Below are 12,768 nucleotides of genomic sequence, written 5' to 3' on the forward strand. Positions count from 1 at the left end.
ACACAGCCTTGCCCCCTCAACTCAAATCCAATTTATGAATAATCAGTCAAAAAAGTGCTTATCTGAACAGCATTGCACCCCAGGGGTGGCCTCTTGGTTATCGGGAACGGGCGCCTGGCCTGTCACGGCGCCAGCAGCAGCGCCGGATTCTGGATCTCCTCCTCCACCCAGTGCAGCAGTTGCTTGATGGCCCGGGACAGCACCTGGTTCTGGCGCACCACGTACCCCAGGCTGGTACCGGGAAAATCGGTGAGCCGGGTCACCGGGGCGGTCAGCTTGAGCCTGGGGTGAAGGGAGAAATCCGGCACGATGGCGACGCCAAAGCCCGCCTCGGCCCAGTCGAGCTGGGCATCCACGCTCCCCACCTCCATGATGCGGCAGCTCGGCAGACCGAGCAGGGGCAGGGAGGGGTCGATCAATGCCCGGGTCCGGGTGTCGTGCCCCAGCAGGATCAGGGTCGGCTCGTCCAGAGGATCGCTCTCCCCCGAGCTGGCCCGCGCCTGCCAGCGGGCCAGGCCGTGCCCCAGGGCACACCAGGTCACCTGCTGCAACTCGGTGTAGAAGAGCGGCTCGCTGCGCTTTTGTGCCATCACGAAGCCCAGATCCGCCTTGCCCGCCCGCACCAGATCCGCCGCCTGATCCGAGGTGGTGTTGAACAGGGTGAGGTCGATGCCGGGGAAGGCCTGCTTGAAGCGCTGGAACGGCTGGATGAGCAGCAGGCGCGAGATGATGTCGCTGGCGGCGATGGCGAGCGTCCCCTGGCTCAACTGGCTCAGGGCATTGAGATCGGACTGGCAGAGTTGCAGCTCGTTGATGGCGCGCTCGGCGCTTTGCAGCAGCCGCTCCCCCGCCTGGGTCAGGCGAAACGGGCTGCGCTCCACCAGCTTGACCCGGGTCGCCTGCTCCAGGTTCTTGAGGTGCAGGCTCACATTGGGTTGCGTCATGTGCAGTTCGGTGGCCGTCTGGCCGAAGTGCTGCAACCGGGCCAGGGTGACGAAGGTGTGCAGCCAGTGAATGTCCAGCATGGGGTTCCTCTTCTCCCGGGTCGATGGCAGGGCCAGCGCCGCCAGGGCACGGGCACCACGAAAGGGAGCGCGGTGTCGATAATTGCACCGGAATTATATGGCTTCCTTATCGGAATTATAAAGATAATTAATTTTTCTAATCCTCACGGGGCTCCTAGGATGGACGCCTAACGTCTTAGGAGAAAGAGTCATGTCGTCTATCGTAGTCGTAGGTGCTAACTGGGGTGATGAAGGCAAAGGCCGCATCGTCGATTATCTGGCAGGCCAGGCTGGCGCCAGTATTCGTTTCCAGGGCGGCAACAACGCCGGCCACACCGTGGTCAACGATCTGGGCACCTTCAAGCTGCACCAGGTGCCGAGCGGCGTCTTCAACCCGGATTGCCTGGTCGTGCTGGGCCCCGGCATGGTGATCAGCCCCGAGAAGCTCACCGTCGAGCTGGAAGAGGTCAAGGCCTCCGGCGTCATTCCCAAGCTCGCCATCTCTGACCGTGCCACCCTCTGCCTGCCGCTGCACGCGCTGGAAGACACCCTGGAAGAGCAACGCCTGGGTGACAGCGCCTACGGCTCCACCCGTCAGGGCATCGCCCCGGCTTACGGTGATCGGGTCATGAAAAAGGCGATCCTGGTGGGCTGGCTGAAACAGCCGGACGTGCTGGTCGAGCGCATCCAGTTCATGCTGGACTGGAAACTGCCGCAAATGAAGGCTCTCTATCCGGACTTCGAATTCACCCAGACCGCCCAGGAGATGGCCGACTGGCTGCTGGAAGTGTCCGCTCCCTGGCTGGACGCCGTCTGCAACGTCAGCATGCCCCTCAAGGCACTGCAAGCCGAAGGCAAGACCCTGCTGTTCGAAGCCCAGCTGGGTGCCGGCCGTGATCTCATCTACGGCGAATACCCCTGGGTCACCTCCTCCCACGTTTCCGGCGCCTACGCCGGCATCGGTGGCGGTCTGCCGGGCCTGCGCCCGGAGCGCGTCATCGCCGTGGCCAAGGCCTTCAGCTCCTCCGTCGGTACCGGCACCCTGCTGACCGCCATGGAGAACCAGGACGAGTTCCGCAAGATCACCAACGAGTTCGGCGCCACCACCGGCCGTCCCCGTGACGTGGGTTACTTCGATGCCGTCGCCACCAAGAACGGCGTCGAGCTGCAGGCGGCCACCGAAGTGGCCCTGACCAAGCTGGACTGCCTGACCGGTCTGCCGGATCTGAAGATCTGCGTGGCCTACGAAGGTGCCCACACCGAGAACCCGATCTGGCCGCAGACCGCCGCCCTCACCCCCGTCTACGAGAAGATGGAGAGCTGGAGCGAAGACATCAGCGCCTGCCGCACCTTCGCCGAGCTGCCCAAGGCTGCCCAGGACTATGTGCTGCGCATCGAAGCCCTGCTGGGCGTGCCGGTGCCCATGGTCTCCGTCGGCCCGGGCCGTGACGAGATGATCCTGCGCTAAGGCCCCTCGCCTCTCCCAAAAACCGGCATCCCAGGATGCCGGTTTTTTTATGCCCCTCAAAAGCCCCGAACAGCTCACAAAAGCCGCCTCCATGGCATAATTTGAGCCATACTGGCACTCTGTTTTGAGCCAGCCCCCTTAGAGTGAATGCCATATTCACACAAAGGAGTGCCCATCATGAGATCCCCCATTATCCCGCTGCTGCCCCTGTTCTGCCTCGCGGCCCTGCCCGCCAGCGCCATGACCCTCAAGAGTACCGACATCCGCGAGGGTGAACCCATGGACAAGGTCTTCAGCTTCAACGGCTTTGGTTGCAGCGGCGAGAACCGCTCCCCCCAGTTGAGCTGGCAGAGCCTGCCCGCCGGCACCCAGAGCGTCGCCATCACCGCCTATGACCCGGACGCCCCCACCGGCAGCGGCTGGTGGCACTGGCTGGTGGTGAACCTGCCGGCCAGCCAGAGCGAGCTGCCGAGCAATGCCTCCGGCAAGATCAAACAGGGGCTGGAGCTTGGCACCGACTACGGTACCCAGGGTTATGGCGGCCCCTGCCCACCCGCCGGTCACGGCATGCACCGCTACCAGTTCACCGTCTGGGCCCTGCCCAAGGCGCTGGAGGTGAAGGCCAACACCCCACCCGCCATGGTAGGCTACATGCTCAACAGCCTGGCCCTTGGCAAGGCCACCCTGACCGCCACCTTCACCACCCCCTAGGAGCCCGCCCGATGAGCACGCCCCTGCTGCAACTGAATCATTACTTCGGGATCCGCCAGCAGCCCCTGCGCCGCGTGCTCATCTACGCACCGACCCTCATCTGGGTGCAGCAGGGCCGCAAGCAGCTGTGGTGGCGGGAGCAGCGCCTCTCCTTTGACAAGGAGAGCTGGCTGCTGATCCCGGCGGGTCACCGGCTCACCTTCGTCAACCAGCCGGAGCAGGGCACGTTTCGCTCCCAGGCGCTCACCCTGCTGGCCCCGCCACCGGCCGAGTGGCTGGCAGAGAGCACCCTCGATCTCCTCAAGCCACCGGCCATCAGGGTGACGTCGGCCCTCGCCTTCTGCTTCGATCTCGTCACCACCATGGCGCAGCGGCAGCTCTGCGAGACGGCCCAGACCCAGCTGCTGCAAGGGTTTTATGGCGAGCTCAGGGAAGTGGGGGGCCTTGGCCTGCTCTTTCCTGCCACCACCATGACCCTGGGGGAACGGCTGGCCCGTTACCTCAGCGTAGAGCCTGGTCTCGATCACCGGCTGGAGACGGTAGCGACCCACTTCGCCATGAGCCGCGCCTCCCTGGTCCGCAAGCTGGCCGCCGAGGGACGCAGCTTTCGCCAGGTGTTGACCCAGGTACGCCTGGGGCACGCCCTCACCCTGTTGCAACAGGGGCTCACGCCGCTTCAGACCGCCCTCGCCTGTGGCTACGACTCCACCGGCCGCTTTGCCGCGCGCTTCAAGGAGGAGTTCGGCCTGACCCCCCACCAATACCTGCGTACCTGCCCCTCCTCTCTCTCACTGACTGCCACCACAAAAGTAAATAATTACTAAAATGCAAAGCTATGTAACCTCGTGTAACCGGGTGATCCGGCTCACACTCGCCCCTCCTGCACTGTGACACAACGCCAATAACCCCGTCAAAATCGCCCTATAATGGCTCTCGCAAACGCTTTCACTAAAACAAATACTAAAAAACACCTTCCTTAACCTACAAAAACTGTCATTGGAGCGAGAGATGTTTCGTAAAAGTTTACTATCCGTCACCCTGAGCGTCGCCCTGTTCGGCCTCACTGCCTGCAACGGCAATGACTCCAGCAGCCCGGCCGCCCCCAGCGCCACCCTGGCGAACCAGTATCAGAACGTGATCGACCGCAGCGGCACCCCGCTCCAGTTCCGTGACTTTGACAGCTACGCCAACCTCAAATACAACCCGCTGCTCGATCTCGGTGCCTGGCACGGCTTCCTGCTGCCCGCCAGCGACAGCGAGTGGGGCGGCTTCACCGGCCCCATGGTGATCGCCGAGGAGTACAGCCTGTTCTTCGCAAGGGAATTGGACAAGCTGACCCTGAGCGATGAGAGCGGCCGTGCTTTCCCGCTCACCAGCGCCAGCAAGCACGAGATCTACGCCATCCCCGGCGCCCTGGTGCAGCGTTTCGAATTCGAGCCCTTCACCCTGGAGCTGGAGCTGCGCTACGGCGATGCCCGCACTGCGCTGGTTCGCACTCGCCTCATCAACCACACTGACGCCCCCCTCACCCTCAAGCTCAACTGGCAGGGGGAGCTGCTCCAGCAGTGGGATGCCAACAAGACGGTCGCCGAGCAGTACCCCGCCTGGACCCGCACCATCAGCCAGACCGAGCGCGGCGTGGCATTCCAGTTCGGCAAGCTGCGCAGCACCTGGAACATCATGCAAAGCGGCAGCGCCAGCTATCGCATCGACCGCACCCTGCCCAGTCGCACCACCCTCGACGAACAGGGGCTCGGCTACGTGAGCGAGGCCAGCCTCACCCTGGCCGCCAAGGGCCAGCAGGATATCTACACCCTGCAGAGCTACGTCCACAGCAGTGCTGACGCGAGTCGCTTCGAGCAGAGCCGCCTGGCGCTGCTGGCCGACCCCGCCAGCCATTTCGACGACGCCATCCGCCGCTGGGAGGATTACCTGGCGCGCGGCCTCTCCAATCAGGGGATCCCGGAGTCGGAGCTGCGCATCGCGGTCAAGGCGATGGAGACCCTCAACGGCAACTGGCGCTCCCCCGCCGGCGCCATCCTGCACGACGGGGTCACCCCCTCCAACACCGCCCGCTGGTTCGACGGGGTCTGGGCCTGGGACAGCTGGAAGCACGCTTACGCCATGGCCCACTTCAACCCCGAGGTAGCCAAGAACAACGTGCGCGCCATGTATGACTACCAGCTCCAGGCCGATGACCCGGTCCGTCCGCAGGATGCCGGCATGGTGATCGACGCCGTCTTCTACAACAAGCTCGCCGATCGGGGTGGCGACGGCGGCAACTGGAACGAGCGCGACACCAAGCAGCCCCTCTCCGCCTGGGCCATCTGGGAGATCTACAGCGCCACCCAGGACAAGGCCTTCATCGCCGAGATGTACCCGAAGATCCAGGCCTATCACGACTGGTGGTACCGGGCGCGGGACAACAACCGCAACGGCATCATCGAATATGGCGCCACCCGCCACGTCGAGCACAACGACGAGTTCGGCAACATCACCTTCAAGGTGCAGTACCCGACGGGGGCACCGGTCGGGCTGGATCTGTCGAGCTGTACCAATGAAGGAGATGGCTGGTATGGCTGCGCCGGCATGGCGCTCTATCAGCAGGTATTGAGCGTTGGCGGCTACGCCGACATGGATATCGGCGCCCAGCACGGTGCCGGCTGGGAGTCCGGCATGGACAACGCCGCCCGCTTCGGCTTTATTGAACCGGAGCAGCTCAAGCGCTATGCCGACAAGACCTATGGCGGCGACATGGCCAAGGCGCGCCAGGACTGGAACGTCTTCTTCTTCGAAAACCATCAGGACGACGGCAACCTCATCGGCTTCTCCATCGATCAGGAGTCGGTGGAGCTCAACGCCTTCCTCGCCAAGGAGAAACGCATCCTGGCCGACATGGCCGAGCTGCTCGGCAAGCCGGACGAGGCGAGCCGCTACCGCGAAGGGGCGACCCAGCTGGCCGATTACATCAACAGCTGCCTGTTCGATGAGGCCTCCGGTTTCTATTACGACCGCCAGATAGCCCAGGGGGATCTGCCCGACGCCAACGGCTGCGTCGGCAAGCTGTTGACAGCCCGCGGCCGCGGCCCGGAAGGGTGGAGCCCGCTCTGGGCCGAGGTAGCGGACAAGGAGAAGGCGGCGCGGGTGCGCGAGGTGATGCTCAATGCCCAGGAGTTCAACACCAAGGTGCCGCTCGGCACGGCGGCACTGACCAACCCGGCCTATGACCCCGACATCTACTGGCGCGGTCGGGTCTGGCTGGATCAGTTCTACTTCGGGGTGAAGGGGCTGGAGAACTACGGCTATCGCAGCGATGCCCAACAGCTCGTCAACAAGCTGTTTGCCAACGCCGAGGGGCTGGCGGGCAGCGGCCCCATCCGCGAGAACTACAACCCGGAGACCGGCGCCATGCAGGGGGCCAGCAACTTCAGCTGGAGCTCGGCCCACCTCTACATGCTCTATCGCAACTTCCTGAAAACCGAGGGGTGCTCCCAACCAACCCGGTCAATGACCCAACAAAAAGGCCTCCGCAAGGGAGGCCTTTCTTATGGCAGCGCCAGAGGTGGCGACTTACTTCACGGTCACCCGGGCAAACTTGCGCTTGCCAACCTGGTAGACGGCGGTACCGACACCGATGAGGGCCTTGCCATCGTCCAGCTTCTCGCCATCAACCTTGACCGCGCCCTGCTTGATCATGCGCAGCGCTTCGGAGGTGGTGGCCACCAGATCGGCGTCTTTGAGCAGGTTGGCGATGGCCAGCCCTTCCCCTTCCAGTGCCAGCTCGACTTCCGGCATGTCGTCCGGAATGGCGTTCTTGGAGAAGCGCTGGGTGAAGTCTTCGTGGGCCGCTTCGGCCGCCGCCTCGTCGTGATAACGGGCGATGATCTCCTTGGCCAGCCAGATCTTCACGTCGCGTGGGTTAAGGGTGCCGGCAGCAATGCCTGCCTTGAACTCTTCAATCTCGGCGAGCGGACGGAAGGAGAGCAGCTCGTAGTAGTTCCACATCAGATCGTCGGTGATGGACATGATCTTGCCGAACATCTCCCCCGGGGCATCGTGCACGCCGATGTAGTTGGCAGCGGACTTGGACATCTTCTTGACACCGTCCAGGCCTACCAGCAGCGGCATCATCAGCACGCACTGGGTCGCCATGCCGGCATCTTTTTGCAGCTCGCGACCCATCAGCAGGTTGAACTTCTGATCGGTACCGCCGAGCTCGACGTCCGCCTTCAGCGCGACCGAGTCATAGCCTTGCAGCAGCGGATAGAGGAATTCGTGAATGGCGATGGACTGGCCGTTGCTGTAGCGCTTCTTGAAGTCGTCGCGCTCCATCATGCGGGCCACGGTCTGCTTGGCCGCCAGCTTGATCATGCCGGTCGCGCCCAGCTCACTCAGCCAGGTGGAGTTGTACTCGATGCGGGTCTTGGCCGGGTCGAGGATCTTGAACGCCTGCTCGGCATAGGTGAGGGCGTTGTGCTTGATGGCCTCTTCGGAGAGCGGCGGACGGGTGGCGTTCTTGCCGGAGGGGTCACCCACCATGGCGGTGAAGTCACCGATCAGCAGGATCACTTCATGGCCCAGATCCTGGAAGGTCTTCAGCTTGTTGAGGATCACGGTATGACCCAGGTGGATGTCCGGCGCGGTCGGGTCCATCCCCAGCTTGATGCGCAGCGGGCGCCCTTCCTTCAACTTGGCGATCAGTTCTTCTTCAACCAGAATTTCTTCCGCTCCGCGCTTGATCTCGGCTAGCGCCACCTCGAGCTGGGACATTTTTTGACTCTCCAATCACGATTCCACAGGGCCAGACATATTACTGGAATGGCGGGCCAATTGGAAAGGCGGTAAACTCCGACCTTCTTCCGGGTTCAACTTTGTCTGCTTCTCATGGTCCTTTGGCACGCCTTCAACTCTCTCCCTCACTGGCACCGCAAGATGGTGCTTATCCTGAGCATCATGGTGATGATGCTGGCGGCCTGGCCGAGCGAACAGGCAGTCGCCACCCGGGTCGATGACAACGGCAACGAACTGGCCGTCGAGCAGCAGGTCGACGAGGAGGCGCAGCTGGCACGGGCCGAGCCCGTCACCCCGCCCAAACCGCGCTATGTCACCAGACAGGTGAAGGTGCGCAGCGGCGACAACATGGGGGTCATCTTCCAGCGCCTGGGCCTCAGTACCACGGATCTGCACCTCATCGACCAGCTCGAGGGCACGGATACCCTGCGCCTGCTCAAACCCGGTCAGGAGCTCACCTTCAAGCTCACCAAGGGCGGCGAGCTGCACAGCCTCTATTACCCCCACAGCCTGGAGCAGGCGCTCAAGGTGAACCGCCGGGATGATGGCTTCGTGGCCAGGCCGGTGAAGATCGAGCTCGACACCCGCGAACAGGTAGCCCATGGGGAGATCCGCTCCAGCTTCTGGGGCGCCGCCGTCGAAGCGGGCATGACGGAAGACCAGATCATGGATCTCGCCGCCATCTTCGGCTGGGATATCGACTTTGCCCAGGACCTGCAACCGGGGGACAGCTTCCGGGTGGTCTACCAGGACAAATACCAGGATGACGAGCGGGTTGCCTCCGGCGACATCCTGGCCGCCGAGTTCGTCAACCAGGGGGCCATCTACCGCGCCGTGCTGAACACGGATGGCAACTACTACACCCCGGACGGCAAGGCGATGCGCAAAAGCTTCCTGCGCGCGCCGGTCAACTTCAAATACATCAGCTCCAACTTCAATCCGCGCCGCCTTCACCCGGTCACCGGCAAGGTGCGCCCCCACAACGGCATCGACTACGTAGCGCCGGTGGGCACCCCCATCATGGCGGCGGGCGGCGGCAGCGTGGTGGCCGCCGGCTATAACCAGTTCAACGGCAACTACGTCTTCATCAAGCACGCGGGCAACTACGTGACCAAGTACCTGCACCTCTCCAAGCGCACCGTCAACAAGGGGCAGCGAGTGAAGCAGGGCCAGACCATCGGCCTGCTCGGTGGCACCGGCCGGGTCACAGGCCCGCACCTGCACTATGAATTCGTGGTGGGCGGCGTGCACAAGAACCCGCGCACCCTCAACCTGCCCCAGGCGGAGTCTCTCAGCGGGCGGGCGCTGGCCAGCTTCAAGGCTCAGGCCATGCCCCAGCTGGCCAAGCTGGACAGCCCCGAGCTGCAACTGGCCAGAAACAAGGGCAACGGTGACGACAGCTGAGCGCTGTCGACCAAGGTGGAACACGGTATCGGATGGTTCCCCCGCATCATTGAAAGGGGTTGTCATGACTGAACGCTATATAGGCTTGATGTCCGGTACCAGCATGGATGGTATCGACGCCGTGCTGGTGCAGATCGAGGGGGATGCTCTGCGGGTCGAGGCGGCGCTGTGCCATCCCTGGCCTGTCGATACGGCTCGCACCCTGCATGAGCTTTGCACCCCGGGCGACAACGAAATCGACCGCATGGGGGTCGCCGACAACCTGGTGGCCCGCGAATTTGCCGCCGCCACCCAGGCCCTGCTCGCCAAGGCGGCGCTGACTCCCAAGGAGATTCGCGCCATCGGCAGTCACGGCCAGACCATACGCCACCGCCCAGCCCTCGGTTTTACCCTGCAGATTGGCAACGCGGCCCTGCTGGCGGCCCTGACCGGCATCGACGTGGTGGCCGATTTTCGCACCATGGACATGGCCCTCGGCGGTCAGGGGGCGCCCCTGGTGCCCGCCTTCCATCAGGCGCTCTTTGCCCGCCCCGGCGCCCTGCGGGTGGTGCTGAACCTCGGCGGCATTGCCAATATCTCGGTGCTGCCCGGCCAGGCCGACGGGGGGGCGGGTGCAGGGGTATATGGCTTCGATACCGGCCCCGCCAACACCCTGCTCGACGGCTGGTATCGCCGCCACCAGCCCCACGGTGGCAGCTATGATGCCGGTGGCCAGTGGGCCGCCAGCGGCAAGCTTATCCCTGCGCTGCTGGAGCAGTTGCTGGCTCACCCCTACTTCGCCGCCCCCGCCCCCAAGAGCACGGGGCGTGAGATGTTCACCCTCGACTGGCTCGACGGCAAGCTGGACGGCTGCGCATACGCCCCCGCTGATGTGCAGCGTACCCTGCAATCCCTCACCTGCCACAGCATCGCCCGCCAGTTGCCCGCCCACAGTGGCGCGCCAACCCGGCCCGAGCTGTTTGTCTGCGGTGGCGGCGCCCACAACGCCCCGCTGCTGGCGGAGCTTGCTGCCCTGCTACCCGACTGGCATCTGACCAGCACCGCCCAGCTCGGCCTTGCACCGGACTGGGTGGAAGGGGCCGCCTTTGCCTGGCTGGCACAACGCTTTATCCAGCGAAAGCCAGGCAACCTGCCTGCGGTGACCGGCGCTAGCCGCCCGGCGGTACTGGGCGCCCTCTATCCCGCCTGAGCCGCTCCCCGAGCGCCATCCGCCCCTAATGAAACAAGCCCGAACAGGTGCACCTGTTCGGGCTTGTTGTTATGCCTGGCGCCAGATGGCGCAGACCCGTCACTCTGTGCTCCCTACCCGAGCCGCTCTTTCAACCTGGCCGCCTGCGCCTTGAAGGCCTCATAATCGGCGACATGCCGACTCCTGGCGGCGGTGATCCACTGCACGCCCGTCTCGTCGGCGTGGGAAAATTCGATGCAAAACTCATATTTCGCGCTGGAGAGCAGCCCCATCAGGGCGCCAGACAGAAAACCCACCAGGGGCAGGAAGAGCACGATGAGCCAGTTGCCCGCCTGCTCGTAGGAAGGGGTGAAGTAAAAGAGCACACTGGAGGTGACCACTCCCAGCAACAAGGTCTTCTTGAGCCGATCCATCCAGCCGAGTGCTTTTACCTGCACGCCGACGATGCGGCCCAGATCGTAGCAATCCTTGTTGACCCTCAGTGTGTTGTCCGACTGCTCAATGGCAATGGCCATCCTGATACTCCGTTCTGTTGGCTATGGCGATAAGGGGTTGCCGTGGCGGCCCCGGGTCGTGCATCCCGAGGGCATGACGGGACCAGCGGCCAGCCACGGGGGCGATGGGCGGCGCCTCCCCCCAACAGGAACACACGCTGCACATGGTATCGTATGGAGCCAAACATCAAAAGACGTTCACGTCAAAAGGCGAGGTGGATCACCTTCTGCCCGACCCTTGTCCCCTGTGCAGCCGTTGGCTTTTCTGGCCATCCTCTCTTGGGCAAGGTAGCCGGGGGATCAGGGGTCAGTGAGATAACAGTCCCGTGATGACCATCAGCAGGGGCGGGCCGATGGGATGGTGCCATGGGCCCGCACCTCGAGAGCACTCCCATGGCCCTAGAAGGCCCACTTCAGGAAGCGGTTTACCTGGCGCTTGACCGGTGCACAGAGCGGCGGTTTGGGAGGGTCCAGATTGATCTGTCTGCGGCCCACCCTGGCTTCGCCCCGCAGCAGGATCTGGAGATAGTGGGGGTGATGGCGCTGGATGAAACGGGAGATCTCATGGGCCCAGGGTTTGGGGACTCCCCACAGGGTCGAGGCCAGGGCGCCGACGATACAGAAGAAGGCGGGCTCGCGCATGCCCATCCTGACGCCATTCTCCAGCGCCTCTTTGAGGGAGCCAGAATGGGCGATGCAGGTCATCACATTGACCATGAAGGCGGCATAGTCATCTTCCCCGCCGTGGCCCACCCTGGCCACCAACCCGGCCTGCGGTCTGTAGCCGAACTGGTGGCCGATGTGCTCAAGCACTGCATTGCGCTGGCGAATGACCTTGGCATAGAACATCAGCATGGCGGTACAGTCGAGCGCCTGGCTCAAGGCCACCTTATGGGGATGGGTCTGGGTGGGACGGGGGGTGGTCAGCAACGCGATCTCCTCCGAGATGGCGAGCAGACCGATGGGCACCGCCGTGCTGATAAAGGCGAGATCAATGGCGATCGCCAGGTCCTGGCCCTCCTCCATCCGGCCAATGACCACCTGCTCGGCAAAGAGGCGACGCTGGCGCTCGATAAAGGCGCCATAGATCAGGGCCCTGAACTTCTCTGGGGATAGGGGGTATCGAGCAGGGTCTCCATGGTCAGGATGGCGGCACCGGTGCGACCGCGCAGTTGATAGTCGGGGGCGAGGGGGAAGTGCTTGCCTAGGCGGGGGGGGGGGGGCCGAAACCCGCTGGTGCGGCTGTACATGTCACCCAGAATGAATCCAAGCATAAAACCTCCGAAGTCAGATGACGGGGATCGCGATGCGATCGCATGTGCCACTCCCGGGCAGATGAGTGCCGATCCGTGCTGCTCGTCGGCAGGGTCCCTGATTTCATTATTAATCATACAGTTAATAATCCACCCAAACCCCGACCCAGGTCGCAATAACGGCAGTTGATGACAAATAACACAAATAAGGGTGATGCGGGGAAGATGAGCCGACTGCATCGCAAGGAGTGCGGGATACGCCAGGGCGGCAAAGCAGGGCGGACTCCAAGGCCCCCTCACAGGAAAGGTCATGACAGGAGTGATATGCATCGGGGGGCGGCAAGTCGGGGCAGGCAAGGGGAAGGCCCCCTCCCCTTGGGAAAGTGCGAACAAGTATCCCAAGAACAAAAAATGAAAATTTTAGTCATTTAATATCAATGGGTTACCAGTAAAT

General features: G+C 63.3%; 10 protein-coding genes and 1 pseudogene. 6 read left to right on the forward strand and 5 right to left on the reverse strand.

Going from position 1 to position 12,768, the window contains the following annotated elements; genetic code table 11:
* Positions 1–122 precede the first annotated feature (122 nt).
* Positions 123–1,025: a LysR family transcriptional regulator gene (locus OKC30_RS16230; RefSeq protein WP_041212603.1), complete on the reverse strand. Its 903-nt coding sequence runs from the start codon at positions 1,023–1,025 to the stop codon at positions 123–125.
* A 190-nt stretch (positions 1,026–1,215) separates the two neighbouring features.
* Between OKC30_RS16230 and OKC30_RS16235 the strand changes: the two genes are divergently transcribed.
* The 4 genes and pseudogenes from OKC30_RS16235 to ygjK all read left to right on the forward strand — a co-directional run.
* Complete coding sequence (locus OKC30_RS16235) at positions 1,216–2,472, forward strand: adenylosuccinate synthetase (protein ID WP_160838978.1); 1,257 nt, start codon at positions 1,216–1,218, stop codon at positions 2,470–2,472.
* A 177-nt stretch (positions 2,473–2,649) separates the two neighbouring features.
* Positions 2,650–3,183, forward strand: a complete 534-nt coding sequence (locus OKC30_RS16240) for a YbhB/YbcL family Raf kinase inhibitor-like protein (protein WP_139736724.1) — start codon at positions 2,650–2,652, stop codon at positions 3,181–3,183.
* Positions 3,184–3,194: 11 nt separating this feature from the next.
* Positions 3,195–4,007 carry a helix-turn-helix transcriptional regulator gene (locus OKC30_RS16245; protein WP_160838980.1) on the forward strand — a complete coding sequence of 271 codons (813 nt, stop codon included), beginning with the start codon at positions 3,195–3,197 and terminating at the stop codon, positions 4,005–4,007.
* A 184-nt stretch (positions 4,008–4,191) separates the two neighbouring features.
* Positions 4,192–6,669: pseudogene (gene ygjK / locus OKC30_RS16250) on the forward strand (alpha-glucosidase); the annotation flags it as partial.
* Between the two features lie 84 nt (positions 6,670–6,753).
* Here the strand turns inward: ygjK and tyrS are convergent.
* Positions 6,754–7,953: a tyrosine--tRNA ligase gene (tyrS, locus tag OKC30_RS16255; RefSeq protein ID WP_160838986.1), complete on the reverse strand. Its 1,200-nt coding sequence runs from the start codon at positions 7,951–7,953 to the stop codon at positions 6,754–6,756.
* A gap of 114 nt (positions 7,954–8,067) precedes the next feature.
* Between tyrS and OKC30_RS16260 the strand changes: the two genes are divergently transcribed.
* Both OKC30_RS16260 and OKC30_RS16265 read left to right on the forward strand, forming a co-directional pair.
* Positions 8,068–9,378: a peptidoglycan DD-metalloendopeptidase family protein gene (locus OKC30_RS16260; protein WP_160838982.1), complete on the forward strand. Its 1,311-nt coding sequence runs from the start codon at positions 8,068–8,070 to the stop codon at positions 9,376–9,378.
* Positions 9,379–9,442: 64 nt separating this feature from the next.
* Positions 9,443–10,567, forward strand: coding sequence for an anhydro-N-acetylmuramic acid kinase (locus OKC30_RS16265; protein WP_160838984.1), 1,125 nt, complete (start codon positions 9,443–9,445; stop codon positions 10,565–10,567).
* A 113-nt stretch (positions 10,568–10,680) separates the two neighbouring features.
* Here the strand turns inward: OKC30_RS16265 and OKC30_RS16270 are convergent, their stop codons facing one another.
* The 3 genes from OKC30_RS16270 to OKC30_RS16280 all read right to left on the reverse strand — a co-directional run bounded on the left by OKC30_RS16270 (position 10,681) and on the right by OKC30_RS16280 (position 12,335).
* Positions 10,681–11,082, reverse strand: a complete 402-nt coding sequence (locus tag OKC30_RS16270) for a hypothetical protein (RefSeq protein WP_234888666.1) — start codon at positions 11,080–11,082, stop codon at positions 10,681–10,683.
* Between the two features lie 378 nt (positions 11,083–11,460).
* On the reverse strand, positions 11,461–12,087 hold the full coding sequence (locus OKC30_RS16275) for a hypothetical protein (RefSeq protein WP_234888667.1): 627 nt from the start codon (positions 12,085–12,087) through the stop codon (positions 11,461–11,463).
* A gap of 62 nt (positions 12,088–12,149) precedes the next feature.
* A complete protein-coding gene (locus tag OKC30_RS16280) occupies positions 12,150–12,335 on the reverse strand; it encodes a hypothetical protein (protein ID WP_234888668.1) in 186 nt (61 codons plus the stop codon).
* Positions 12,336–12,768: the final 433 nt, after the last annotated feature.

The sequence above is a fragment of the Aeromonas sp. QDB18 genome (assembly GCF_027705325.1).
GTDB classification, from domain to species: domain Bacteria; phylum Pseudomonadota; class Gammaproteobacteria; order Enterobacterales; family Aeromonadaceae; genus Aeromonas; species Aeromonas caviae.

Bases quoted from the DNA above. Each gene is read 5' to 3' on its own strand.
- OKC30_RS16230 (WP_041212603.1), bottom strand. From the start codon at position 1,025: ATGCTGGACATTCACTGGCTGCACACCTTCGTCACCCTGGCCCGGTTG.
- OKC30_RS16235 (WP_160838978.1), top strand. From the start codon at position 1,216: ATGTCGTCTATCGTAGTCGTAGGTGCTAACTGGGGTGATGAAGGCAAA.
- OKC30_RS16240 (WP_139736724.1), top strand. From the start codon at position 2,650: ATGAGATCCCCCATTATCCCGCTGCTGCCCCTGTTCTGCCTCGCGGCC.
- OKC30_RS16245 (WP_160838980.1), top strand. From the start codon at position 3,195: ATGAGCACGCCCCTGCTGCAACTGAATCATTACTTCGGGATCCGCCAG.
- tyrS (WP_160838986.1), bottom strand. From the start codon at position 7,953: ATGTCCCAGCTCGAGGTGGCGCTAGCCGAGATCAAGCGCGGAGCGGAA.
- OKC30_RS16260 (WP_160838982.1), top strand. From the start codon at position 8,068: ATGGTCCTTTGGCACGCCTTCAACTCTCTCCCTCACTGGCACCGCAAG.
- OKC30_RS16265 (WP_160838984.1), top strand. From the start codon at position 9,443: ATGACTGAACGCTATATAGGCTTGATGTCCGGTACCAGCATGGATGGT.
- OKC30_RS16270 (WP_234888666.1), bottom strand. From the start codon at position 11,082: ATGGCCATTGCCATTGAGCAGTCGGACAACACACTGAGGGTCAACAAG.
- OKC30_RS16275 (WP_234888667.1), bottom strand. From the start codon at position 12,087: ATGGAGGAGGGCCAGGACCTGGCGATCGCCATTGATCTCGCCTTTATC.
- OKC30_RS16280 (WP_234888668.1), bottom strand. From the start codon at position 12,335: ATGCTTGGATTCATTCTGGGTGACATGTACAGCCGCACCAGCGGGTTT.